This window comes from Ochrobactrum sp. Q0168 (genome assembly GCF_016427605.1).
In the GTDB taxonomy this organism is placed as follows: Bacteria; Pseudomonadota; Alphaproteobacteria; order Rhizobiales; family Rhizobiaceae; genus Brucella.
Genome location: NZ_JAELXQ010000001.1, coordinates 508,532 through 534,341 on the forward strand (window position 1 = coordinate 508,532; position 25,810 = coordinate 534,341).

A 25,810-nucleotide genomic window follows, 5' to 3' on the forward strand; every position below is an offset into this window, starting at 1 on the left:
GGGTTTTCTTTTTGTTGTCAGTGCCTTGGATAAGCTAATTAAGAAATGGATTCAGAGCGCCTTGAGTATACGCGCCGCGATCATCATTTCGACTTCGCGTGCCTTACGCCGCGCCGCAGCTTCGGCGTCCTCGCCCCACTGCTCAGTCGTCCAGTCTTCATCGATATGCGCAAGCTGCCAGCCGTCTTCGGCGGACACTTCGCCCTTGGCGATGGCCAGCGCGATGATGGCCGAGCCGGTCAGCGTCGTCATCGTGTGAAGCGATGCGAGCGCAATCGGATCATTAAACGCCGACAGATGAATGCCAAATGCCGTGATCGCCTCACGCGGCTGCTCAACATGCATGACACCTTCGGCGAGTGCGAACCGCGCGCCAAGCGTTTCCGCCCAGTCGATCAGCGGATCCCAACGCGCTGTCTGGCGGGAAACGAGTTCCTGCGGCGCGTCGGCGCGATAGCACAGCAAATCCGTGCCTGCGAAACGTAACACATCCTCAAGCACTGCCTGCGGGTCTTGTGCAATGCCGTCAATAGCGGTGTTCACAAGACGGGTGGCAGGCATTTTGCCCGGATCGATCACCTTTTCCTGCGCGCGAAACTCATCAGCGACGATTTCTGCCGCAGCAGCCGTCGGCAATAGCAGAAGGCTGCGCGCTGGCGTCTTCACCGGGCGACCATCGAGATGAACCGCAAAGCCACCATCGACTTCGGCGACGTCCGCCCGCTCGTAGAAGCGTTTCGGCAGCTGCGCCTGCATCAGCTTCTGTGCACGTATGATGGGATTCTCGTCGGAAAGCTGCTTACCAGCTTCAAGATCGCTCAAAGTATCACGCATGGGTTTTTCCAATTTTTAAAGCGTATCCATTGCGTTCAGCAGCGGATGAAGGTCGTGCGGCGTGCTCAATATGTGCTGTGCACCGGCTTCGACGAGCGCCTGTCGGTCATGATAGCCCCATGACACACCCGCCGCCAGAGCGCCCGCCGAGCGGGCCATCTGCATATCGTAGATCGCATCGCCGATAACAATGGTTCGGTCGGGTTCTATCCCCATTTCCGCGCAGGATTCAAGCACCATCGCCGGATGGGGCTTGGACGGGCAGTCGTCCGCCGTACGGATGACCAGAAAATGCTTGCCAATGCCGTGGCGTTCGAACACCGCATGAACGCCGCGACGCGACTTGCCCGTGACGATCCCCAAAAGCAGATCGTCCCGCTCTCCAAGTTCCGTCAGAAGCGGCAGAATGCCATCATAAAGCGGTTCCGCGAAATCCGGTGCCTGCCGCAGGCGGATAAAATTTTCTTTATAGCGCTGCGTCAGCCAGTCGACTTGCTCGTCCGGCTCGCGCCGCAGCAATTGCGCTATGGCCAGCGGAAGCGACAGGCCGATGATCGAATGCGTCTCGGCCTGTTTTGGTGGCGTCAGCCCTGCATCGGCAAAGCTTTCCGCCATACAACGATGGATGAAATCACCGCTATCCACCAGAGTGCCGTCGCAATCGAAAAGAACGAGTTTCATCGTGCTGCCGCCGCCTTTGCCGGACGATTGATGATGATCAGGCCGAGGCCAATCAGGATCAAGGCTGCGAATATCTTCCAGCTCAGTGCTTCCCCCAGAACGATGCCGCTCAGCAATACGCCGAAGGCGGGCGTGAGAAAGGCGAAGTTGGAGAGTTTCGAGGCCGGATAGCGGTTCACCATCCAGAACCAGAGCGGATAGGTGAATGCAACCACGAAGAAGGACTGGAACAGCAGCGAGATCACCGAAAGAACATTCGGATCGCGAGCGAGCGGACCGGCGAAGCCGATGAACGGCAAAGGAACCAAAGCGGCAACAACAAGCTGATACAACAGGATCTTCTCAGGAACGGCATAAGCGAGTTTGCTGCGTTTGATGACCAGCGTGGTCAGCCCCCAGAGAATGCCCGAAACAAGCGCCAGCAAATCGCCATAGAAAGCATATGGCCCCGGTCGGCTGACATGGTCGGAAAAGACAATGAACACGCCGAGAAAAGCCACGCACATGCCGACAAAGGCACGGACAGACATGCGCTCGCCGAGCAGGAAATGGCTTCCGATAGCGACCCAGAACGGCATGACGTTCATCATCAGGGTCACGCGGCTGACGCTTGTCAGGTCCATTGAGATGAAAATCAGCACAAATTCGGTGCCGAAAAGCGATCCCGCAAGGAGGCCGGGCAGCAGGGTGCCGTCATTTCTGAACAGCGCAATGCGCCGCCAGAAGCACCAGAGAAACACACATATTCCGCCCAGAACCGAACGGGCGGAAGCCATCAGCATCGGATTGAAACCCTGATTGCCGATTTTCACGGCAACCTGATTAAGCCCCCAGCTGAACATGATGAAGATGACCAGAGCAACCGCCAGCCCATCGAAAGAAGCCCGGCCTTGCGCCGTCCCCCCATTTTCCCCTGCCATTTCAATTCTTCTTTATGTTGTCAGTCTTCCGCACTATCCTCATCGAACCCGAGCAGGTTCCAAGATTGCACCATATGCGGCGGCAACGGCGCAGTCACGTCGATCACGCCGCCCGATGGATTGGGGATGCGGATGCGACGCGCATGAAGATGCAGGCGCTTCTGGATGCCGCCGGGGAACTCCCAGTTCTGGTCGGCTTCGAAATATTTCGGATCGCCAATGATCGGATGGCCGATATAGGCGGCGTGGACGCGTAGCTGGTGCGTGCGGCCCGTATAAGGCTCCATTTCCAGCCAGGTCAGATTGTTGCCCGCCTTTTCAATGATGCGGTAATAGGAAACCGCGTGATCGGAATCCGGCTCACCATGCTGGCAAACGCGCATCTTGTCGCCATCCGGCGTCTGTTCCTTGACCAGCCAGGTCGAAATCTTGTCTTCGCGCTTGCGCGGGACGCCCTTCACCAACGCCCAGTAGGTCTTCTTCGTGTCCCGCTCGCGAAATGCGGCAGTCAAAGCCTGCGCAGCGCCACGCGTGCGGGCGACAACCAGAACACCGGACGTATCGCGGTCGATACGGTGCACAAGACGGGGCTTCTCGCCCTTCTTATTGCGCCAGGCTTCCAGCATGCCGTCAATATGACGCGTCAATCCCGAACCGCCCTGCACGGCCAGCCCCGCTGGCTTGTTGAAGACGAACACTTTCGGGTCTTCATAAATCAGCATTTGAGAGAGAACGTCGCCGTCCTGCTGGCTGCGGATGGTGCGCGCCGTGACCGGACCTGTCGTTTTCTCGTCGACGCCAAGCGGTGGAATCCGAACCATCTGGTTCGCCTGAAGACGCGTATCGGCCTTGGCGCGACCACCATCCACGCGAACCTGACCCGAACGCAGCAATTTTTGCAGATGGCCAAAGCCCAGCCCAGGAAAGTGAACCTTGAACCAGCGGTCGAGACGCATGCCCGCCTCGCTCGTATCCACAATCTTCTGTTCAACGCCTGCCATGGAGAAACCCGATCAATATCTTTTTGGGGCGCGACCATGCGCGCCAACTCGTTAATCCTGTCAATAGACGTGAGTTTCCCCGATTGCTAGTGCTATTCCAGAAAACTGCGATTTGAAGCCTTTCAGGCCGCTTTTACCCGATATTTAGCAAAAAACAGCCTGATCTTCACACTCGATTACATGCGTTTTTAATTTATGGTTGGTTCTGACACCCAATAGCCACTTCTTCCCGACATTAGATATTGATAGAACAGTGGGCTCATACCATTTAGCCCCGTAAATAGAACGAGCGGGAGTGCGAAAGTGTCATTGCTCAAAATATACTGGCGAGCCATGCAATATCTTGCGGTCGAGAAAGCCGCAACGATATCGATGTGTGTCGCGAGTGTCCTCGTTGCCCTTGTTACACTGGCCGAACCGGTCCTGTTCGGTCAGGTCATTCAGGCCATTTCCGATAAGGGTGACATCATCTCCCCGCTGTCGATGTGGGCGGCACTCGGCGTTTTCAACATTATCGCAGCCGTTTTCGTTGCGCGCGGTGCGGATCGGCTTGCCCATCGCCGCCGTCTCGGCGTGATGATTGACTCTTATGAGCGCCTGATCACCATGCCGCTTGCCTGGCATCAGAAGCGCGGCACATCCAATGCCCTGCACACGCTGATCCGCGCGACCGACTCGCTCTTCACGCTCTGGCTCGAATTCATGCGTCAGCACCTGACCACGGTTGTGGCTCTGGCGACACTTATTCCGGTTGCCATGAACATGGACATGCGCATGTCGCTCGTCCTGATCGTGCTCGGCGTCATCTATGTCATGATCGGCCAGCTGGTCATGCGCAAGACCAAGGACGGCCAGATGGCCGTCGAAAAGCATCACCACAAGCTCTTCGAGCATGTCAGCGATACGATCAGCAATGTTTCGGTCGTGCAGAGCTATAATCGCATTGCCTCTGAAACGCAGGCGCTGCGCGATTATGCGCGCAATCTGGAAAAGGCGCAGTTTCCCGTTCTCAACTGGTGGGCGCTCGCCAGCGGTCTGAACCGCATGGCTTCGACCTTCTCCATGGTGGTGGTGCTGGTTCTCGGCGCTTATTTCGTGACCAAAGGCCAGATGCGTGTTGGCGACGTGATTGCCTTTATCGGCTTCGCACAGCTGATGATCGGTCGTCTTGACCAGATCAGCGCCTTCATCAACCAGACTGTGACGGCACGCGCCAAGCTCGAAGAATTCTTCGAGATGGAAGACGCGACCGCCGACCGGCAGGAACCGCAGGACGTGGCCGATCTGGAAAACGTCAAGGGCGACATCGTTTTCGACAATGTCACCTTCGAATTCCCGAATTCGGGTCAGGGCGTCTATGACGTGTCCTTTGAGGTGAAGCCTGGCCAGACTGTCGCCATCGTCGGCCCGACCGGCGCAGGCAAGACCACGCTGATCAATATTCTCCAGCGTGTGTTCGACCCGGCTGCTGGTCGTGTGTTGATCGACGGTGTGGATACGCGCACTGTCAGCCGCCGCTCGCTGCGCCATGCGATTGCCACCGTGTTTCAGGATGCCGGTCTCTTCAACCGTACCGTCGAGGAGAATATCCGCGTCGGTCGTGAAGACGCCACGCATGAAGATGTTCATGCCGCAGCCAAGGCTGCCGCAGCCCACGACTTCGTTCTCGCCAAGGCCAATGGCTATGACACGGTTGTCGGCGAACGCGGTTCGCAGCTTTCGGGCGGCGAACGCCAGCGTCTGGCGATTGCACGCGCCATCCTGAAGGATTCGCCGATCCTCGTACTCGACGAAGCGACGAGCGCGCTCGACGTCGAGACCGAAGAAAAGGTGAAGCAGGCTGTGGACGATCTGAGCCAGAACCGCACCACCTTCATCATCGCGCACCGTCTTTCGACGGTCCGGTCGGCGGATCAGGTTCTGTTCATGGACAAGGGGCATCTGGTCGAACGCGGCAGCTTCGATGAACTTGCAGCCCGTGGCGGTCGCTTTTCCGACCTGCTCCGCGCCGGTGGTCTGGCTCTTGAAGACAAGCAGTCCAAGCCCGCAGAAGGTAGCAATGTGATGCCCTTCCCGGCTCGCGCCTGATCGCTGATGACAGCAAACAAAAAAAGCCCGGCAGAGATGCCGGGCATTTTATTTAGAGCGGGATTTCAAACCGGAGCCCGTCATATCCGGGCTCGACATTATCAGGCGTTTCACGCAGCACGGTCTCGTAGTCGAGCGGGACATGCATATGCGTGAGGATTGCCCGCCTGGGCGCAAACAGCTCGATCCATTCCAGCGCCTGTTCCAGCGAGAAATGGCTCGGATGCGGGCGATATTGCAAGGCACCAACGATCAGCACATCGGCATGCCGGATATGGCGCAGGCTCTCATCCGGGAACGCGCTGACATCGGTGCAATAGACAACATTGCCAATGCGGAAGCCGAGCGACTCGATGTCGCCGTGGATCTGCCGGAATGGTTCGAACCGGATTTCGCCGCCTGCACCGTCGATGGTGAAGGGTGTTTCGGCTGCAATATCATGCATGCTCAGGATCGGCGGATAGCTTGAGCCAGCCGGTGTCTCGAAACAATAGCCGAAAGCGTCGTACAGCCGGTTACGCGTGAAGCGGTTGGCATAGACATCCATCAGCCGCCGATTATCCACCACATAGGTGCGCAGATCGTCGATGCCGTGAATGTGGTCGGCATGAGGATGGGTATAGACCGCCGCATCGAGCGCATGCACGCTGGCATTGATCATCTGCGTGCGGAAATCCGGCCCCGTATCGATCACCACCGTGGTGTGGTTGCCGCTCTCATTGAAACGCTCCACCAGCAAGGAGGTGCGGGTGCGCCGGTTCTTCGGATTTTGCGGATCGCATTTCCCCCAATCGCCATTGACGCGCGGAACGCCGGGCGACGAACCGCAGCCCAGAATTGTGAATCGCAGGCAATTTCGGGGAGACGTCACGCTCAAACTTCCTCTGAAGGCCGGGGCATCTTGGAGAACAGCCTGAACACATTGTCGCTCGTGATACGGGCGATTTCGTCATTGCTCACGCCAATCGTCTCGGCCAGCATGGCGGCGGTGTGCTGCACGAAAGACGGTTCGTTGCGCTTGCCGCGATGCGGCAACGGAGCAAGGAACGGCGCGTCCGTTTCCACCAGCAGGCGGTCACGCGGAACAATGGTTGCGATTTCGCGGATTTCCGGCGAGTTCTTGAAAGTCAGAATGCCGGAAAAGGAAATATAGCCGTCCAGTTCAATGCCCTTTTCCGCCAGTGCGCGACCGGACGAGAAACAATGGAGAATGAAAGGGAAAGCGCCCTTTGCGGTTTCCTGTTCCAGAATTTCGGCCATATCGTCGTCTGCACTGCGCGCATGGATGACAAGCGGCAACTGCGTGCGGCGCGCGGCTTCGATGTGAACGAGAAAGCCCTGACGCTGCGCTTCCGGCGGCGCATAGTCGTAGTGATAATCGAGACCCGCCTCGCCTATGGCGACAACTTTCGGATGTTCCGAAAGGCGCACAAGATCGTCAGCCGTAATGTCCAGTTCTTCATGCGCGTTGTTCGGATGGGTACCGACCGAGCAATAGACGGACTCATAGGTTTCCGCGATGGCGCGGATCGTATTGAATTTGCGGACCCGCGTGGAGATCGTCACCATGCGCTTGATCCCGGCGTCGAGCGCGCGCTGCACAACAGCATCGCGCTCGGGCTCGAAATCGGCAAAGTCGAGGTGACAATGGCTATCGACAAGCATCATCGAACTCAGTTCTGCTCTTCTGTTTCCACATAGCGCGGGAAAACCGGCTGCGGGGCTGGCAGATCGGCACCGCCGACGAGCTGGCTTGCCGCCACGTCGGTGAACTGACGCTTGTCGGCTGGGACCGCCAGAATGTCGAGCAGCTTTTCCGCCGACTGCGGGATGAAAGGCTGCACCATGATGCCGACACGGCGAATGACTTCAGCCGTCACATAGAGCACAGTGCCCATGCGCGCCGGATCGGTCTTGCGCAGCGCCCAAGGCTCCTGCCCCGCGAAATAACGGTTCGCTTCCGCGACAACGGCAAAGATCGCGCCGAGCGCCAGATGCAGCGCCTGATCGTCCATGGCTTTACGCGCGGTTTCCAGCGCCGCATCGGCCTGATCCAGAATGGCCTTGTCCGCATCCGAGAATTCACCCGGCTGCGGAACCTTGCCTTCGCAATTCTTGGCGATCATCGACAGCGAACGCTGCGCCAGATTGCCAAGATCGTTGGCGAGATCGGCATTGGTGCGGTTGACGATGGCGTCATGGCTGTAGCTGCCGTCCTGCCCGAACGGCACTTCGCGCATCAGAAAGTAGCGCAGCTGGTCCAGACCGTAACGTTCCACCAGACCGAACGGATCGATGACGTTGCCGAGCGACTTCGACATTTTCTCGCCGCGGTTGAACAGGAAGCCGTGCGCAAACACACGCTTTGGCAGCGGAATACCCGCCGACATCAGGAACGCGGGCCAGTAAACGGCGTGGAAGCGCGAAATGTCCTTGCCGATGATATGCGCATCGGCTGGCCAATAAGCCCACTTGTCGCTCGTCGTATCTGGATAGCCGAGCGCGGTGATGTAATTGGTCAGCGCATCGACCCAGACATACATGACGTGCTTTTCGTCGCCCGGGACCGGAATGCCCCAATCGAAAGTGGTGCGCGAAATCGACAGGTCCTTCAGACCGGACTTCACAAAGCTCACGATTTCATTGCGGCGTTCGGTGGGCATGATGAAGCCCGGATTCTTTTCGTAAAGATCGAGCAGCTTGTCCTGATACTGCGAGAGACGGAAGAAGTAGCTTTCCTCCTCAACCCACTCGACAGGCGTTCCTTGTGGACCGTAGCGAACATTATCCGCACGGACTTCGGTTTCTTCCTCGCCATAATAGGCTTCGTCGCGAACCGAATACCAGCCCGCATAACCACCCTTGTAGATGTCGCCATTAGCGGCCATTGCCTGCCATATGGCCTGGCTGGCCTTGTAGTGACGCTCTTCGGAGGTGCGGATATAATCGTCGTTCGAGCTGTTCAGAACCTCGGCCATGCGACGGAAAGCTTCGGTATTGCGGTCTGCAAGCTCGCGGGGCGTGATGCCTTCCTTGCGCGCGCTTTGCAGCATCTTGATACCATGCTCGTCCGTACCGGTCAGGAAATGCACATCCTTGCCGTTCAGGCGCTGAAAACGCGCCATCGCGTCAGTTGCGATCAGTTCATAGGCGTGACCGATATGCGGCTTGCCGTTAGGGTAAGCAATCGCGGTGGTGATATAGTATTTTTCGCGGCTCATTATGGACCCGGTCTTTCGATGTTTGAAAGCGCGCCTGACCGTTTGCGGGAACGATCACCAGACACACACAAGAGAAAATCGTCGGCTGTGACATAAACCATGTGAGCGGTCATGTCACGCCGCAGTGCAGCAAGTCGGGCTGATCTCAGCCTATGATCCCGCGCCAGCGTGAAAGGCGCGATGCGTCTTCTCCAGCAAAATCACAACAGCCTGCTTGCGATCAAGATTATAGGTTTCGGCATCGACGATCTCGCGGCCAAGATCGCTCCAGAATCGCGACCACTGATCAGCCTCGCGCAATTGCCCGGCTTCGGCGCGCCTGCGCGCTTCAGCGGCGATGCGCTCCATCAGATGGTCGCGGAAGAGCTGATACTGTATTTCCGCCTCGCGACCGGTGAGAACGCCAGCCAGCGCCTGCGCCTTGGGCAGATCGAAAGCTGGCCTTTCCAGTATTCCATCAACGGTTTCGGAAATCTCGATGCCGCCATGCGCCAGAAGCAGAAGCGCCTTGCGCACGCTGCCTTCGGCGCGTTCCAACAGCGTTGGCGTGACGCTTGCCGCATCCAGTCCGATATGCGCTCCCACATGGGACAGCGCATCCTTCATTGCCGCCTCGTCCAGCGGACGCAGCTGAATGCTCTGACACCGCGAGCGAATAGTCGGCAAAAGGCGACCGGATGAATGTGACACGAGAACGAACAGCGCCCGCGCTGGCGGTTCTTCCAGCGTTTTCAACAGCGCATTGGCCGCATTGCGGTTCATGTCATCGGCAGGATCGACGATGACGATACGCCATGCATGGTCGGAGGCGGTGCGTGTCAGAAAATGCGTGACCCGGCGGATTTCCTCCACCGTGATGCCTGTGCGGAATTTGCCGGTCTTCTGATCGAACGGACGATTGATATGCAACACCGCCGGGTGCATACCGCCCGCGATCTGCCGCCACAGAGGCCTCGCGAAATCCGGCGTGCCGATATCTTCCGGTGCATTGGCCTGATCGCCATGGCTGAGCATATGCCCTGCCAGATGGAAAGCGAGCGTCGCCTTGCCGATGCCCTGCTCGCCCTCAAGCAGCAGCGCATGGTGCATCCGGCCCTCGCGATAGGCCTGCGCTAGAAAGCGCGTGACCTCTCCATGGCCAGTCAAATAATCGCTCGCGGAGGGCTCCGGAATGCCTTCAATGGAATCATGCGCCTTGGGGACGTCGAGTTCGTCGATCACAACAGCCCCTTCTTTTTCAGGAGTTCACTGGCCAGTGCGCCGATATCCTCGGCGATTTCTTCCTGCGGTCGATCTGCCGCAACAACCTTGCAGCGCTCAGGCTCTGCTTCGGCGATGGCCAGAAATGCCTGACGGCGCGCCTCATGCACGGCGATATCTTCCTTCTCAAAACGATCCGCAGTCTCGTTACCGCGTCGCTTTCCGGCACGGGAAAGCCCCTTTTCAGCCGGAATATCGAGAATGATTGTCATGTCGGGAACGGCACCGTCGATTGCAATACGTTCAATCGCCGCCATATAGGTCGCATTGAGATTGCCGGTCACGCCCTGATAGGCACGGCTGGAATCGATGAAGCGATCACACAGGACCACACGCCCCTCGGCAAGCGCCGGGCGGATCAGTTGATCGACATGATCGGCGCGGGCAGCCGCAAACAACATCGCCTCCATGGCCGGGCCATAGCTTTCGGCATTGCCGCTCAGGATCACGTGCCGCACAGCCTCAGCGCCCGGCGAACCGCCGGGTTCGCGCGTAATGACGGGATCAAATCCGTTGGCGCGCAAATATTTGGCCAGCAAGGCGATCTGCGTCGACTTGCCTGCACCTTCGCCGCCTTCGAATGTGATGAATAATCCTGACACTCTGGCTTCCGCATTACGTTCTGAAAAGATTCAATAGCTACAAGAGCTTGATTCAAGGTCATACCGGTCTTTGGCGGTGAGGTCGAGAATTTTGAGCATATCCCAAAACTGTCTAAAGATATTTCCGCAACCAGCCGGTCGAAAGCTCCACCGCGCTGCTCCAGGCCCTTTGCGCAAGACTGCCCTCCTCGACGGATTGCGCAGCAAACAACGGCACTTGCTGAACCATATTGCCGTTGAGGTCGAATTCCAGAAGTCCGATCTTGCTGTCAGCTTCAACCGGCGCTCGCAGCGGTCCTCGATAAATGAACCGCGCTTTCAGCTTTTCCCGCCCCTCTTTCGGCAGCAGCAATTCGACATCGTCTTTGACTTTCAGCGAAACACTGGCCTGCGTGCCGCCGAAGACTTGCGCTTCTCCCACAATTTCGTTTGCCGAATAAAGACGCATATCGTCAAACGACGTCATACCCCACTGGATGAGCTTTCTGGCTTCCTCTTCCCGTTCTTTCACGCTCGCAAGACCGCTCAATGCAAGGAAAAGACGCCGTCCATTCTGCTCAGCCGATGCGACAAGCGCATAGCCAGATGCTTCCGTATAACCGGTGCCCATGCCATCCGCACCAACGTCCAGCCGCAAAAGCGGATTGCGGTTGCGCTGCGTGATGTTGTTCCAGGTAAAGGCTTCCTGGGCGTAATATTTGTAGAAATCCGGGTGGGCCGAATGAATATGACGCGCAAGTTTGGCCAGATCATCCAGCGTGACCGACTGGCCGTTTGCTGGCAACCCGGTCGAATTCACAAATACCGAATTGGAAAGACCAAGCTCCCTGGCGCGCTGGTTCATCCGCTCTGCGAAGCTTTGCTCGCTTCCAGCCAGTCCTTCGGCCAGAATGATCGCGCCATCGTTAGCCGACTGAACAATCAGCCCTTGAAGAAGGTCCGCGACCGTCGGTGACGACTTGATGCGGGCAAACATGGTCGATGTGCCGGATGGCGCGCCGCCGGTGCGCCAGGCGTTTTCACTGACCGTATAGGGCGTTTCGAGTGTCGTCTGGCCCTTTTCCAGCGCTTCAAACACCACTTCCGCCGTCATCAGCTTGGCAAGTGATGCAGGCGGGATTGGTGTTTCTGCACCTTTAGAAAGAAGCACTGTGCCGCTGCGGTCATCGATCAGCAGGGCTTGCGGCGCCTTGGTCATAAGCGCGGTCTCGACTGGCGCGGCAATAGCCGCCAAAGGCAACAGAACGGTAGCGATTCCCACCGTTCCTGCTGTTAAAGCCCCAGCAATTCTTGAATGTAGCCCCATGGAAATCCCGTTACGACAGCCAGGTTGCAAGCTTACGCAACGAATTCGACCAAAATCAATCCTTCAAACCGCATCATGCGATCGATTAATCCATTCGCACGACAAACGCGTTCTTAGCTCCAGCCTTCCAGGCGGCACGCAGCAGGGCATCGTTACCGCCCTTTTCCGCAACAGCCGTCAGCTCGTAGAACTCGCCCTTTTCGGTCGGCACCTTTGTGCGGCTGATTTTAGCGGTTTTCGGAAGCGCACGCTGCATCTTTTCAACCGCTTCAAGCGTGTCGAACAGGCCGAGCTCGACATATTCGCCGTGCTCTTCCGCGTTGCGGCGCTTCCATGCGTTGGAAATAGCGCTCGGCGTCAGGATGCTGCCATAAGTGCGTTCTTCCGTATACGCGCTCGCTGCGATCCGGTCAGATGCATAGCCCGCCAGTCCGTTGATGTGGCCAGCATTGGCCACACCAAAGCTGGAATTCGGCTTGCGCGACGGCGTCGGCACATTTGGCGGCAATATCGGTGCCGGGCCGGAGGCATCGCCATAGGCTGGATTGACCGAGAACGGCGATTCCTGGGGAACCGGTGGGGAGCCCGGCATAGGCGCGCTCTGCGGCGCCATGGGGGGCAACGGAATGCGGGATTTCGGTGATGTTGGCGTCGGGCCGTTCATGGCCATCATCACGCCTGTTGCCGGCTGGCCGATCATATCGCCACCAGCAGGTCGATAGGATGCCAGCAGATAGGCATCGTCATTGCCTTCCAGCGGCGCACGCCCGACATATTCCACCTTCACATTGGCGGTGCCGTGATGCTGGTAATCCAACATTTCCGCCGCTTTCTGTGATAGATCGATCACCCGGTCATATTCGTAAGGGCCGCGATCATTGACGCGTACAATCACAGAACTGCCGGTATCCATATTGGTCACGCGGGCATAGCTCGGCAGCGGCATGGTCGGATGCGCTGCGGTCAGATGCGCCATATCGTAAACTTCGCCATTGGCGGTCAAACGGCCATGAAAAGCCTCGCCATACCAGGACGCACGACCGACAGCCGTGTAATTTTTGTCTTCCTTGGGATAATACCAGCGACCCTTAACCTTGTAAGGTTGACCGGTCTGATCGCGCCCGCCGCCGCGCGGCAGCGGTTTACCCGTGCCATAGGCAACACGCGGGCTCGCTTTCACGCCGTATTTGGACTCGGCGAAATATTCCTTGGAGCGCTTCGGCTTAGACTTGCCCTGCGGAGGCGTGGCGCAACCGGCCAGCGCAACGGCCAAAGCCATAAAAGTCATCATGGCAACTGAGCCGCGCTTATCACGCAGCATCGCCGCCTTCTCGCTGACCGAATTTTTCAGCCCACGCTTCGAACTCATACGCCACACGCCCGTTACTCAACACGCAGCCCAGAACGCTGGCTGCACTTTACATAAATCCAGTGATGTCACCGATTTATTGACGGATCATTAAAACTTTTAGAAAAGCCGCAATTTGAGTCGCTACACGCACAAGATGATTAACGGAGCAGCCCTTCGCCTCCCTGAATTGTGGAACCAACCTGCCCCCAACAGAGTTGAAAAACGCACAACAAGGAGAACATCATGTTTCGAGCACTCATTCTGTGGCTTTTGGGCGTACCATTTATTCTCGTGCTGATTATCTGGTATTTTTTCTTCTAAAGACGGAACATTCCCAGGACTAATCCGTTGTAGAAGTGGCTCTCTTGACCTCTGAGCCAGTCACCTAACGTCATGATTAGGCCCGCGCTTCATTGCTGCGGGCCCTTTTTTTGTTTGAATTTCAGCGACTACGCGCCGATGAACCAGGAATAAGCGCGTTGACCGCCTGTCGATGCAGTTTGAAATGCGCCGGTGTCCAGGTCGAAAGCTCGCCATCGGTATTGACCGCGCGCGGCTTCTTGGTACGGACAATCACTTCCGTCGTTGGAAAAGCGCGCACATCATGCCATTTCGACTGCGTACCACGCCGCAGGCTTGGCAAAAGACGCAGCAAGTGCCACCAATGATCAACCTCCAGACTGTAAAAATCCAACTTGCCGTCATCGATGGCGGCGTCTTTTTCGACAGCCATACCGCCGCCATAAAACTTGCCGTTGCCGACGGACACCTGCAGGGTTTTGATCTTTTCAGTCATGCCGTCATGTTCGAGATACGCCGTAAACAGCTCTGACCGCATCAAAATGCGTGCGGCAACGATGCCATAACCGAGCTTGCCCCATTTCTTTTTCGCATCCGCACTCAGCTGCTGCGCAAGTTCAGCACTAAAACCGATGCTCGCGACGTTGAAATAGAGGTGACCGTTCACCTCGCCAAGATCGATGGAATGGGTTTCATAAGCCACCATCTGGCGGGCCGCCTCTATCGGGTCGGCTGGAATGCCGACTGTGCGGGCGAAATCATTGGCTGTGCCAAGCGGCAGGATGGCAAGTGGCATCCCGGTTTCCATTAGCCCTTTTGCAGCCGCGTTGAGAGATCCGTCACCGCCGCCGATGACGACCAGATCATGGTCCCGCTCACGCAAGATGACGTCGGAAATCGTTTCGCCTTCTCGGGGCTGATGCTCGAACAACTCCAATCCGCCGCGCTCAAGCTCCGTCTTCATTGCGCCGCCGAACCCCGTCCCATTGCGGGCATTGGGGTTTACAATCAGCAATGCGCGGCGCCTGGTTGTCTTCGTCATATGGTATCCGTCAATTCAGTTTCGTTTCTGTCCCCGCTTTACGCGACAGGGCGTGAAAGGCTTTTCAGCAGATGGCGACGGATTTGCGGATATCAATATGCGCAGACGCTAATTCTGACACTCTGCCAGCAGAGTTGAAGACGGTAACGAGGTGTGATCGCGACCGCTCAGCGACTTTTCCGCAGGACTCCCCTGCCGCCGCAATCTTACAGATTGACGGGCTTGAAAAGAGACCATAGCTTGTGCGCCAGAGTGCCAACTCTCCAATCTGGTCTTGCCAAAAACGGCTTCAAGATAGTGAATTATCTTGCAGATTGCGGGTATGATGTAATGGTAGCCTGTCAGCTTCCCAAGCTGAACGCGCGGGTTCGATTCCCGCTACCCGCTCCAATTTCCGCCATTATCACAAGCAAAAGCTACTGCGACTGGGTTGATGTACGGCCTTGCGTGCTTCGTTCTATACTGCAAAATCAAGTCATTATGTGTTAAATTATTAATTTGTAACATTATTAATGTGTACCCTAATACTTGCAGTGCAATTGATTCTCATTCCGATATAGAAGACCGCATTATCCAATAACGAGACGTCTCATGCAGCGACATTCGATACTGATTTCAGTGGCAACCAGAAACCGCCCGGCGATGCTGAGCGCTCTTCTCAAGTCGTTGGAACGTGTCGTCGTGCCGGAACAGGTGACGCTTCATTTTCTGATCGTCGAGAACGATAGCTGCAAATCACTGGATGAACCGGTGGCGGATTTTGCTGCGCGAATGCCGTCCCATATCGTGCAATACGAGCTTGAGCCAAGGATCGGCATTTCACACTCGCGCAATTGCGCGCTGAACCACGCCGTCGAAAACGGGCATGATTTTCTGGTCTTCGTCGATGACGACGAAATCCCCGAGCCGAACTGGCTAATTGAGCTCTTTGCTGAGCAGCAGCGCGAGAACCTGGATATCGTCGGCTCGCCGGTACGCCCGATGCCAATCGACGGCGAATTGAGCATCTGGCAAAAATTCGTCTGGTCTGGACTTGATCAGCTCGCCAGTCGCTCCGAGCGCAAATCCCGCAGAAGATGGAAAAATGGCATGGCTGGCGGCATCAAGGTTGCCACGGGAAGCTGGATGGGCAGGCTTGATTTCTTTCGTGAGACGGAGCTGCGTTTCGATTCCTATCTAGGCCTGACGGGAGGCGAAGACTGGCACTTGTATGCAAAAGCCAAAGCGCTCGGCGCTCGGACCGGTTGGGCACCGGATGCGATCGTTTACGAGACTGTGCCCCTCAGCCGTCTGACGCTCGGCTATCACTTCCGCCGTAATCGCGATCACAATACGACGGAGTTTATTACGTCCTACAAGGAGAACCCGTCGCGCGCGGTCGGCAAGCTGCCTTCACTGCTGGCAAGTCGCAGCTGGAAGTTACTTGTAGCGGTTCTATCGATCCCGTTGAAAGGCGCACCTGCGGTACTCGCATCGGCGACAGCGCTTGGCGGCCTTGTGGGTGTTCTCCGTGGCTGCCGGGGTAAGCAATCCCTGCATTATGCGAAGACGACCGGGCATTAGAACGCTTTCGATCAGATCGAACGAGGTCACGCTCTAGGTTCAAGAAAGGCGGACCGATGGACAAACAAAAACAGCCCCGCATGACGGGGCTGTTTGTATTTCAAGATTTGGACCGACAATCAGTACCAGCCGACAGCGACCTGCGCTTCTTCGGACATGCGGTCAGCGGTCCATGGCGGGTCGAAAGTCATTGAAACTTCGACCATAGAAACGCCTTCGACAGCACCGACGGCGTTTTCCACCCAGCCGGGCATTTCGCCAGCCACCGGGCAGCCGGGAGCCGTCAGGGTCATCTCGATCTTCACGGTGCGGTCGTCTTCGATATCGATCTTGTAGACGAGACCGAGCTCGTAGATATCCGCCGGGATCTCCGGGTCATAGACGGTTTTCAAAGCCGCGATGATGTCATCCGTCAAGCGCAGGAGTTCATCCTGCGGAATGGCGGAGGCCGAGAACACGGCGCTGCCCTCGGGTTTCGCGGCCTCATCGGCAGGCTTGGTTTCAGCCTGATCCTGGATTTTTTGTTCCATCTCGGTCATCCGAAAAACTTCCTCGCCTTTTCCAAGGCTTCCGCCAATGCATCCACTTCAGCGCGGGTATTGTACATGGCAAAGGATGCACGGCATGTAGAGGTAACGCCAAAGCGTTTCAAGAGGGGTTGTGCGCAATGCGTGCCCGCACGCACAGCGACCCCGGCCCTGTCGATCACCATTGACACATCATGCGCATGGATGCCTTCCAGCGCAAACGAGATGATAGCTCCCTTGTCCGGCGCGTGGCCGAAAATGCGGAGCGAATTGATCTTGCCCAATTGTTCATGCGCGTAATCGCGCAAATCTTCCTCATGGGCGAGAATGGCGTGACGGCCAATCTTTTCCATATATTCGAGCGCGGCACCAAGGCCAATTGCCTGAACGATGGGCGGCGTGCCAGCTTCGAAACGGTGCGGCGGATGATTATAGGTCACGTATTCTTCCGTGACTTCCTCGATCATTTCGCCACCGCCCTGGAAAGGACGCATCTTTTCCAGCATCTCCGCGCGTCCGTAAAGAACGCCGATGCCGGACGGACCATAGACCTTGTGGCCGGTGAAGACATACCAGTCACAACCCAGATCCTGCACGTCGACCGGCAGATGCACCGCGCCCTGACTGCCATCGACCAGCACCGGAATGCCCCGCGCGTGAGCAAGCTCAACGATCTTCTTGATCGGCGTCACGGTGCCCAGCGCATTCGACATATGCGTGATGGCGACCAGCTTGGTGCGGTCCGTCAGGCGCTTCTCGAATTCCTCGATGTGGAAGATGCCTTCATCGTCCACCGGAGCGAAAACCAGCTTCGCGCCCTGACGTTCACGAATGAAATGCCATGGTACGATATTGGAATGATGCTCCATGATCGAGACCAGAATCTCATCGCCCTCGCCGATATGCGGCATGCCATAGCCATAGGCGACCGTATTGATCGCTTCGGTGGCGTTCTTGGTGAAGACGATTTCATCGACCGAGCCTGCATTCAGAAAACGTCGCACGGTTTCGCGCGATTTTTCATAGGCATCGGTTGCGGCATTCGACAGAAAATGCAGACCGCGATGCACATTCGCATATTCGTGCGCATAAGCATGCGTCACTGCGTCGATGACGCTTTGCGGCTTCTGCGCCGAAGCGCCATTGTCGAGATAGACGAGCGGCTTGCCGTGCACCTCACGCGACAGGATCGGAAAATCCCGGCGGATGGCTTCCACGTCATAAGTCGCAGCAAGCGGATTCTTCTGGTCCATGATCGTTCCCTTTGCCGTTCGGCAGGAAGGACGGCGCGCACATCAGCGCGCACCGTCCTATTCAATCAGGCCCGATTTACTCAGGCATGAACGGCGAGCCAGTTGGACAGCACCGCTTCCAGTGCTTCAACCAGCGTTTCGTCTTCCAGCTCTTCGATGATCTCGGCGATGAATGCCTTGATCAGCAGGCCACGCGCCTCATTTTCCGGAACACCGCGGGCCATCAGATAGAACAGATAGTCCTTGGAAAGCTCGGTCACCGTTGCGCCGTGACCACAGGCCACGTCATCCGCGAAGATTTCGAGTTCCGGCTTGGCGTCGAACTCGCCTTCATCAGAAAGCAGAAGCGTGTTGCAGGCCATGCGCGCATCGGTCTTCTGGGCGATCTGCGCGACGCGGATCATACCCTGGAAAACGCCGCGCGCACGGTCCTTCACCACATTGCGGATGATCTGGGTCGAACGCGTGTTCTCCACCAGATGACCGACCGTCATGGTGATGTCGGTGTGGGTGTCGTCGGCCAGAAGATTGAGGCCGCGAAGCTCGAAGTCGGAATCTTCACCCGTCACATTGACGTGCACTTCCTGACGAACCAGCTTGCCGCCCGCATTGACGATATAGAGCGTGAGCTTGGAGCCCTTGCCAATCGTCGCATTGAACTGCGAAAGCTGTGTCGCCTGACCGAAATCGCGCAGGATGACCCAAAGGACTTCCGCGCCGTCACCAACCGAAACATGGCTCACCGATGTGGAGAAGGCATCGCCCTCGCCGCCATTCTGGCGCTCGATGATCGTTGCCTTGACATCGGAGCCGATGCGAACCGGGAAACGCGTGTGGCCCTGCCCGATTTTCTGGATGTTCTGGATTTCGAGAGGCGCTTCCAGTTCCGTGCCGTCGGCAATCGAAATCATCCAGCCATCGCTGACATAGGCAGCGTTGATCTGACCAATCGTATCGTCCGTGCCGCGCGCTTTCAGCTGAAGAGCCAGCGAGCCGTCGGCCAGCGCTTCACGCACCGGCGTCAGCGACACGCCTTCAGGCGCCTTGGCATCCAGCGCAACGCCATTGCTGGCGGCAAGGATGGTGGAACCGGCAAGAAAAGCCGCAAGCGGTTTCGTACCGGCGGCGCTATCAAAAGGCGCAACGCCCTTCAAAAGCGTCCGGAAATCCGTGTAATGCCAGCTTTCAATGCGGCGGGACGGTAGCCCGTTGGTCTTGAGCAGTTCAAGCGCCGTATCGCGTGCGATAACAACATCGCCGTTACCGGACAAATTGCCGATAAGATCGCCAAAATTGTCGATCAGCGCGCTTTCAGCGGGCGTCCTCGGCTTTGTTGTCTGAGCGGTCTGGATATTCATAATCCAATCCTCCTCAGGCTGCTTCGCCGATTACTTCGGCATAACCGTTTTCTTCCAGATGCAGTGCGAGGCTCTTGTCGCCAGACTTGATGACCTGGCCCTTGTAAAGCACGTGCACGCTATCGGGAACGATGTATTCGAGCAAACGCTGATAGTGGGTGATGACGATCACGGCGCGATCTGGCGAACGCAGCGCATTGACGCCTTCCGAAACGATCTTCAGCGCATCGATGTCGAGGCCGGAGTCGGTTTCGTCGAGCACGCAAAGGCTTGGTTCCAGAAGCTGCATCTGAAGAATTTCAGCGCGCTTCTTTTCGCCGCCCGAGAAGCCGACATTGAGCGGGCGCTTGAGCATATTCATGTCGATGTTGAGGCCGCCGGCAACGTCCTTCACGCGCTTGATGAATTCCGGAATCTTCAGTTCCGGCTCGCCGCGCGCCTTGCGCTGGCTGTTCATCGCAACCTTCAGGAATTCCATCGTGGCAACGCCCGGTATTTCCATCGGATATTGGAAAGCGAGGAAAATGCCCTTAGCGGCGCGTTCTGCCGGGTCGAGTTCAAGGATCGACTCGCCGTTATAAAGAATGTCGCCTTCGGTCACTTCGTAGTCGTCGCGGCCAGCGAGGATGTAGGACAGCGTGGACTTGCCCGAACCGTTCGGACCCATGATCGCAGCCACTTCACCCTTGTTCACGGTGAGGTTCAGGCCACGGATGATCTCGGTATCCGTGTCGGCGATCTTTGCATGGAGGTTCTTGATCTCAAGCATGAATGTAAACCTTGTTCTAATGCCAGGAAAAGGCTGGCCAGAAAATCTGATGCGAGAAGGGAGGAATGCGTCGGTTAACCGACGCTGCCCTCAAGCGAGATGCCGATAAGCTTCTGGGCTTCGACGGCGAACTCCATCGGCAGTTCCTGAATGACTTCCTTCACAAAGCCATTGACGATGAGAGCGATTGCCTCCTCTTCCGGAATGCCGCGCTGCATCACGTAGAACAGCTGATCTTCGGAAATCTTGGAGGTGGTTGCCTCGTGCTCGAACTGCGCCGTAGCGTTCTTTGCTTCGATATACGGCACCGTATGCGCGCCGCAATCGTTGCCGATCAGAAGCGAGTCACACTGGGTGAAGTTGCGGGCATTTTCAGCCTTGCGATGGGCAGAAACCTGTCCGCGATAGGTGTTGTTCGACTTGCCAGCCGAAATACCCTTGGAAATGATGCGGCTCGACGTGTTCTTGCCGAGATGGATCATCTTGGTGCCCGAGTCGATCTGCTGATGACCGTTCGACACGGCAATCGAGTAGAACTCGCCGCGTGAATTGTCGCCGCGCAGAATGCAGGACGGGTATTTCCAGGTGATGGCGGAGCCGGTTTCAACCTGCGTCCACGAAATCTTGGAATTGTCGCCACGACAATCGCCACGCTTGGTCACGAAGTTGTAGATGCCGCCCTTGCCGTCCTTGTCGCCCGGGAACCAGTTCTGGACCGTCGAATATTTGATTTCGGCGTTTTCCATTGCAACCAGTTCCACCACGGCGGCGTGCAGCTGGTTTTCATCGCGCTGTGGTGCGGTGCAGCCTTCCAGATAGGAAACATAAGCGCCTTCATCAGCGATGATGAGCGTGCGTTCGAACTGGCCGGTGTTCTTCTCGTTGATACGGAAATAGGTCGAAAGCTCCATCGGGCAGCGAACGCCCTTCGGAACATAGACGAACGAACCATCCGTGAAGACAGCCGAATTCAGCGTGGCATAATAATTGTCCGACACCGGAACGACTGACGCCAGATATTTCTGCACCAGCTCCGGATGCTCGCGGATCGCTTCCGAAATCGAGCAGAAGATCACGCCCGCTTTGGACAGTTCTTCCTTGAAGGTGGTCACGACCGACACGCTATCGAACACGGCATCGACGGCCACGCGACCGGATGCATAGACGTTATCGGACGGATTGCCGTCAATTTCGCTCGGATCGCCCTGCTTGCGAACGCCCGCAAGAATTTCCTGCTCGCGCAGCGGAATGCCAAGCTTTTCGTAGGTCTTGAGAAGTTCCGGATCGACTTCGTCCAGCGACTTCGGGCCGCTCTGGTTCTTCGGGGCCGCGTAATAATAAGCGTCCTGGAAATCGATCTTCGGATAATCGACACGCGCCCAGCTTGGCTCTTCCATGGTGAGCCAGCGTTCATAAGCCTTCAGACGCCATTCCAGCATCCATTCCGGCTCATTCTTCTTGGCGGAGATGAAGCGAATGATGTCTTCGTTCAGGCCCTTGGGAGCCTTCTCTGCTTCGATCGTCGTTTCGAAGCCGTACTTGTACTGATCCACGTCAAGGCCGCGGACCTGATCAATGGTCTCCTGCACTGCAGGCATTGGCGTTCTCCATCCTCGTCGGGGTCAAGGCCCGACAGTTGCAAACGTCAAGGTGATATGTCTTGAACAATACCGCCTCAATATAGTGTGCGTGACGCCTCTTTAAAACCTCTCTAAACTAGATTTCAAGCGCTGCACTTAAATTTGTCCGAAAAATTCAAGAATATTTTGGGAATGGCGCAAACTTGGCGCCCATTCGAGCGCAAAATCAGTTCAGCCGGCTATTTTCTGCTGTTGTAACGCTCAACGATTGTGCGCAGCACCGCGAGAAACGCGTCGACCGAATCCGCACTGACATCCGGCTCCAGCGAAACACGGATCGCGCCCGGTCCGTCCTCCTGACCCATGGCGGCCAGCACGTGGCTTGGACCGACCTTGCCTGACGAACAGGCCGAACCGGCGGACAGCGCTATTCCGCCAAGATCGAAGGCGATCTGGACTGTCTCGGCCTTCTGGCCATCGAGCGAAAAGAATGTCGTGTTCGCAAGACGATCCACGGCTTTGCCGTGGATGACCGCACCGGGTGCGATTTCCAAAATGCCCGCTTCAAGCCTATCCCGCATATCGGAAGACCAGCCCCCACTTTCAAGCCGCTTTTTTGCAACATCGGCAGCAGCGCCGAAGCCCGCGATCAGCGGCAAAGCCTCTGTGCCTGCACGATGCCCCTTTTCCTGACCGCCGCCGCGCACCAGCGCCCGCGGCATCATCAGGTCGGAAATGGCGATAACTGCGCCGACACCCTTCGGGCCGCCGATCTTGTGGGACGAAACGATAAGATAATCGCCGCAATTGACTGAAATATCGAGCGGAATGCGCCCAGCAGCCTGAACCGCGTCCACAACATAAACGCCGCCCGCAGCTTTGACGACAGCGGCAATTTCCGCCACGGGCTGAATGACGCCGGTTTCGTTATTCGCGGCCTGCACAGCGACCAGTGGCAGGCCTTTGCTCTTGTCATGGGCAGCGAGCGCCTGCTTCAAAACATCAAGCCGCAAAATGCCGTTTTCATCGACGGGCAATGTGGTGATGCTCTCAGTCGTAAACTGACCGCCAGCGGTCATGCAGGGGTGTTCGGTCGCGCTGACATAAAGATGCGAAAGACGCACCGGCGAGCGACCAATCATGTAATTCGGCGTCAAAAGCGTCGATGCAGCCTCGGTCGCGCCTGAAGTGAAGAAGACATGTTCGGGCTTTGCATTGACCAGCGATGCAACGCGGCGGCGCGCCGCTTCCACCAGCGCACGCGCGGCGCGGCCCTCGCGATGCACGGAGGACGGATTGCCCGTAATGCCCAACGCCTCGATGACCGCCTCACGCGCTTCATCGAGCAAAGGCGCACTGGCATTATAGTCCAGATAGAGCCTCTTGCCGCTCGCGTTCACCGTCCCTATCTCCTAAATAACGTCAAGAATGGGCTTCGAGCGCAATTTCCTTGAATTTTCAATCGGGAAAAGCCTATTAAGCCATTACTGCGTGCTGAACTTCGGGTTCAGCCTGTCCAAATTTCAAATCGGTTCTAGAAGCGGCGTCCCGCAACGTCAAGTTCGCAGCTTCCGGTCCGGTCTTCCCGTTACAAGCGGAGTACACATGCCAGAAGTCATTTTTAACGGACCTGCCGGACGCCTCGAAGGCCGCTATCAGCCTTCCAAGGAAAAGAATGCGCCCATCGCGCTCATCCTGCACCCGCATCCGCAATTCGGCGGCACAATGAACAACAAGATCGTCTACGATCTGTTCTATATGTTCCAGCAGCGCGGTTTTACGACCCTGCGCTTCAACTTCCGCGGCATTGGCCGCAGCCAGGGCGAATTCGATCACGGCGCAGGCGAATTGTCGGATGCGGCGAGCGCGCTCGACTGGGTGCAGGCCCTGCATCCTGATTCCAAGAATTGCTGGGTGGCCGGTTATTCCTTCGGCGCATGGATCGGCATGCAGCTTCTGATGCGCCGCCCGGAAATCGAAGGCTTCATCTCGGTCGCGCCGCAGCCCAACACCTACGACTTCTCGTTCCTCGCGCCCTGCCCCTCGTCCGGTCTCATCATCCATGGCGATCAGGACAAGGTCGCACCGCCCAAGGATGTGCAGGCGCTGGTGGACAAGCTCAAGACCCAGAAGGGCATCACCATCACGCAGAATACGATTGAAGGCGCCAACCACTTCTTTGCGGGTCACGGCGACCAGCTGATCGAAGAATGCTCGGAATATCTCGACCGCCGTCTGATGGGCGAACTGGTCGAAGCGCGTCCGAAGCGTCTGCGCTAAGCAAACAGTACAGTCGCAAACCAGATTGACCTGGTCTTATCCGGCGGATCGCTCCGCCGGATTTTTTATGCATAGTGTTTCTCATCAGGTCGATTCGTTTCTCAGCAGGTGCGCCATGCCGGTCTATGCTCTTCTCGCCATTGCCATCTGCTCCGAAGTCATCGGTACATTAAGCCTCAAGGCGTCGGACGGTTTTACCCGTCTTGGTCCATCCGTCGTGGTGATCATCGCCTACGGGCTCGCGTTTTATTTTCTATCCCTGACATTGAAGACGATCCCCGTCGGCATTGCCTATGCGGTCTGGTCGGGGATTGGCGTCACGCTGGTCGCGCTGATCGGCTGGCTCGTGTTCGGCCAGAAGCTGGATTTTGCCGCCGTCGCGGGCATGGGATTGATTATCGCAGGCGTCGTGGTTCTCAATCTATTCTCGAACACAGCACAGCACTGAACAATCGAAGCTGTTGACGAAACCTGCTCAAATTGCGCGTTTCCCCACTCGTTGGGGAGTTTCCTTGTTATTGGCGGTTGATTGGTGCTAAAGGCCAACTTATCACTTTGTTGTACGCATCCGCTTACTCCAGTTTCAACTTCGCCTTACCAGTCAGGAAAAAGGAATGTCCGGTTTCAAATCCGATTTTCTTCGCACGCTTTCCGAGCGTGGCTTCATTCATCAGATTTCCGATGAAAGCGGCCTCGACGAATTGTTGGCCAAGGAAACCGTGACGGCTTATATCGGCTTCGACCCGACGGCACCAAGTCTGCACGCGGGCGGCCTTATCCAGATCATGTTGCTGCATTGGCTCCAGCAGACCGGTCACAGGCCCGTAGCCCTGATGGGCGGCGGCACGGGCATGGTTGGCGATCCGTCCTTCAAGGACGAAGCGCGCAAGCTGATGACTGAAGATACGATTGCCGAGAACATTGCCGGCATCAAGCGCGTCTTCGCGAACTACCTCACCTTCGGTGACGGCGCCACAGACGCGCTGATGGTCAACAATGCCGACTGGCTGCGCAACATCAATTACCTCGAATTCCTGCGCGATGTAGGCCGTCACTTCTCGGTCAATCGCATGCTGTCCTTCGATTCGGTGAAGACGCGCCTTGATCGTGAGCAGTCGTTGTCCTTCCTCGAATTCAACTACATGATCCTGCAGGCTTACGACTTTGTTGAGCTGAACAAGCGTTACGATGTGCGCCTGCAGATGGGCGGCTCCGACCAGTGGGGCAATATCATCAACGGTATCGACCTCGGCCACCGCATGGGGACGTCGCAGCTCTACGCCCTAACTTCCCCGCTGCTGACCACCGCTTCTGGCCAAAAGATGGGCAAGTCGCTGGGCGGCGCTATATGGCTCAATGCGGAAATGCTGAGCGCCTATGACTTCTGGCAATACTGGCGCAACACCGAAGATGCCGACGTGGAACGGTTCCTGAAGCTCTACACGACGCTTCCGCTGGATGAGATCGCCAAGCTGGCGGCGCTCGAAGGTTCGGAAATCAACGAAGCGAAGAAAATCCTCGCCACCGAAGTTACCGCCATGCTGCATGGCCGCGACGCTGCGGAAGAATCAGCCGAAACCGCTCGCAAGACCTTTGAGGACGGCGAACTGTCCGAAAATCTTCCGACAGTTGGCGTCCACAAGGCCACGCTCAACAGCGGCATCGGTATTCTGGCGCTGATGGTTCTCGCAGAACTCTGCACCACCAACGGCGAAGCGCGCCGTCATGTGGAAGGTGGCGCTGTACGCATAAATGACGAACCGGTCAGCGATCCGCGCATGATGATTGATGCCAGCGCGTTGAATGATCAGGGCGTCATCAAGCTGTCGCTTGGCAAGAAGCGCCACGTGCTTATCCGCCCCGCCTGATCTGGC

Annotated in this window: 23 protein-coding genes and 1 tRNA gene; 6 read left to right on the top strand and 18 right to left on the bottom strand. The window is 57.0% G+C overall.

The window, feature by feature from the left end; genetic code table 11:
- Positions 1-51 precede the first annotated feature (51 nt).
- The 4 genes from JAU75_RS02445 to JAU75_RS02460 are packed head-to-tail and all read right to left on the bottom strand — an operon-like array spanning position 52 to position 3,436.
- Positions 52-834, bottom strand: coding sequence for an ATP12 family chaperone protein (locus JAU75_RS02445; RefSeq protein ID WP_199054286.1), 783 nt, complete (start codon positions 832-834; stop codon positions 52-54).
- Positions 835-849: 15 nt separating this feature from the next.
- A complete protein-coding gene (locus tag JAU75_RS02450) occupies positions 850-1,515 on the bottom strand; it encodes an HAD-IA family hydrolase (RefSeq protein ID WP_199054287.1) in 666 nt (221 codons plus the stop codon).
- Positions 1,512-2,435, bottom strand: a complete 924-nt coding sequence (locus JAU75_RS02455; RefSeq protein WP_199054288.1) for a DMT family transporter — start codon at positions 2,433-2,435, stop codon at positions 1,512-1,514. Before JAU75_RS02455 ends, JAU75_RS02450 begins: the two co-directional genes overlap by 4 nt.
- Positions 2,436-2,455: 20 nt before the next feature.
- A complete protein-coding gene (locus JAU75_RS02460; RefSeq protein ID WP_199054289.1) occupies positions 2,456-3,436 on the bottom strand; it encodes an RluA family pseudouridine synthase in 981 nt (326 codons plus the stop codon).
- A 303-nt stretch (positions 3,437-3,739) separates the two neighbouring features.
- Between JAU75_RS02460 and JAU75_RS02465 the strand changes: the two genes are divergently transcribed.
- Positions 3,740-5,524, top strand: coding sequence for a glucan ABC transporter ATP-binding protein/ permease (locus tag JAU75_RS02465; RefSeq protein WP_199054295.1), 1,785 nt, complete (start codon positions 3,740-3,742; stop codon positions 5,522-5,524).
- 52 nt (positions 5,525-5,576) lie between these two features.
- Here the strand turns inward: JAU75_RS02465 and JAU75_RS02470 are convergent, their stop codons facing one another.
- The 8 genes from JAU75_RS02470 to JAU75_RS02505 form a co-directional block, all read right to left on the bottom strand.
- Positions 5,577-6,395, bottom strand: coding sequence for an MBL fold metallo-hydrolase (locus tag JAU75_RS02470; protein ID WP_199054296.1), 819 nt, complete (start codon positions 6,393-6,395; stop codon positions 5,577-5,579).
- Between the two features lie 2 nt (positions 6,396-6,397).
- A complete protein-coding gene (locus JAU75_RS02475) occupies positions 6,398-7,189 on the bottom strand; it encodes a TatD family hydrolase (RefSeq protein WP_199054900.1) in 792 nt (263 codons plus the stop codon).
- An 8-nt stretch (positions 7,190-7,197) separates the two neighbouring features.
- Entirely contained in the window at positions 7,198-8,745 is a 1,548-nt protein-coding gene (gene metG / locus JAU75_RS02480; protein ID WP_199054298.1) for a methionine--tRNA ligase, read from the bottom strand.
- Positions 8,746-8,895: 150 nt separating this feature from the next.
- Complete coding sequence (locus JAU75_RS02485) at positions 8,896-9,966, bottom strand: DNA polymerase III subunit delta' (RefSeq protein ID WP_199054301.1); 1,071 nt, start codon at positions 9,964-9,966, stop codon at positions 8,896-8,898.
- Positions 9,963-10,607, bottom strand: a complete 645-nt coding sequence (gene tmk / locus JAU75_RS02490) for a dTMP kinase (protein ID WP_199054302.1) — start codon at positions 10,605-10,607, stop codon at positions 9,963-9,965. The genes JAU75_RS02485 and tmk overlap by 4 nt, the downstream gene beginning before the upstream one ends.
- 112 nt (positions 10,608-10,719) lie before the next feature.
- Positions 10,720-11,913, bottom strand: coding sequence for a D-alanyl-D-alanine carboxypeptidase family protein (locus JAU75_RS02495; protein ID WP_199054303.1), 1,194 nt, complete (start codon positions 11,911-11,913; stop codon positions 10,720-10,722).
- 85 nt (positions 11,914-11,998) lie between these two features.
- Positions 11,999-13,282 carry a septal ring lytic transglycosylase RlpA family protein gene (locus JAU75_RS02500; protein ID WP_199054305.1) on the bottom strand — a complete coding sequence of 428 codons (1,284 nt, stop codon included), beginning with the start codon at positions 13,280-13,282 and terminating at the stop codon, positions 11,999-12,001.
- A 424-nt stretch (positions 13,283-13,706) separates the two neighbouring features.
- Positions 13,707-14,606, bottom strand: coding sequence for a lipid kinase (locus tag JAU75_RS02505; RefSeq protein ID WP_199054307.1), 900 nt, complete (start codon positions 14,604-14,606; stop codon positions 13,707-13,709).
- Positions 14,607-14,922: 316 nt separating this feature from the next.
- Here JAU75_RS02505 and JAU75_RS02510 point away from each other — a divergent pair.
- Together JAU75_RS02510 and JAU75_RS02515 are read left to right on the top strand one after the other, a co-directional pair.
- A tRNA-Gly gene (locus JAU75_RS02510) sits at positions 14,923-14,996 on the top strand.
- A gap of 201 nt (positions 14,997-15,197) precedes the next feature.
- A complete protein-coding gene (locus JAU75_RS02515) occupies positions 15,198-16,169 on the top strand; it encodes a glycosyltransferase family 2 protein (protein ID WP_199054309.1) in 972 nt (323 codons plus the stop codon).
- Positions 16,170-16,288: 119 nt separating this feature from the next.
- Here JAU75_RS02515 and JAU75_RS02520 read toward each other — a convergent pair whose 3' ends face one another.
- The 6 genes from JAU75_RS02520 to JAU75_RS02545 all read right to left on the bottom strand — a co-directional run bounded on the left by JAU75_RS02520 (position 16,289) and on the right by JAU75_RS02545 (position 23,056).
- The gene (locus JAU75_RS02520) at positions 16,289-16,708 is read right to left on the bottom strand and encodes an SUF system Fe-S cluster assembly protein (RefSeq protein ID WP_199054311.1); all 420 of its coding nucleotides are present in this window, start codon (positions 16,706-16,708) and stop codon (positions 16,289-16,291) included.
- Entirely contained in the window at positions 16,705-17,949 is a 1,245-nt protein-coding gene (locus tag JAU75_RS02525; RefSeq protein ID WP_199054313.1) for a cysteine desulfurase, read from the bottom strand. The genes JAU75_RS02520 and JAU75_RS02525 overlap by 4 nt, the downstream gene beginning before the upstream one ends.
- 80 nt (positions 17,950-18,029) lie before the next feature.
- A complete protein-coding gene (gene sufD, locus JAU75_RS02530; RefSeq protein WP_199054315.1) occupies positions 18,030-19,307 on the bottom strand; it encodes a Fe-S cluster assembly protein SufD in 1,278 nt (425 codons plus the stop codon).
- A 13-nt stretch (positions 19,308-19,320) separates the two neighbouring features.
- The gene (sufC, locus tag JAU75_RS02535; RefSeq protein WP_078338532.1) at positions 19,321-20,076 is read right to left on the bottom strand and encodes a Fe-S cluster assembly ATPase SufC; all 756 of its coding nucleotides are present in this window, start codon (positions 20,074-20,076) and stop codon (positions 19,321-19,323) included.
- 74 nt (positions 20,077-20,150) lie between these two features.
- Positions 20,151-21,674, bottom strand: a complete 1,524-nt coding sequence (gene sufB / locus JAU75_RS02540; protein WP_199054317.1) for a Fe-S cluster assembly protein SufB — start codon at positions 21,672-21,674, stop codon at positions 20,151-20,153.
- Positions 21,675-21,895: 221 nt separating this feature from the next.
- Positions 21,896-23,056: a cysteine desulfurase family protein gene (locus tag JAU75_RS02545; protein WP_199054319.1), complete on the bottom strand. Its 1,161-nt coding sequence runs from the start codon at positions 23,054-23,056 to the stop codon at positions 21,896-21,898.
- 205 nt (positions 23,057-23,261) lie between these two features.
- On the opposite strand from JAU75_RS02545, the gene JAU75_RS02550 reads away from it, so the two are divergent.
- From JAU75_RS02550 to tyrS, 3 genes are all read left to right on the top strand, one after another.
- A complete protein-coding gene (locus JAU75_RS02550; protein WP_199054321.1) occupies positions 23,262-23,936 on the top strand; it encodes an alpha/beta hydrolase in 675 nt (224 codons plus the stop codon).
- 115 nt (positions 23,937-24,051) lie between these two features.
- On the top strand, positions 24,052-24,384 hold the full coding sequence (locus JAU75_RS02555; RefSeq protein ID WP_199054322.1) for an SMR family transporter: 333 nt from the start codon (positions 24,052-24,054) through the stop codon (positions 24,382-24,384).
- Between the two features lie 166 nt (positions 24,385-24,550).
- A complete protein-coding gene (gene tyrS, locus JAU75_RS02560) occupies positions 24,551-25,804 on the top strand; it encodes a tyrosine--tRNA ligase (protein WP_199054323.1) in 1,254 nt (417 codons plus the stop codon).
- Positions 25,805-25,810 lie beyond the last annotated feature (6 nt).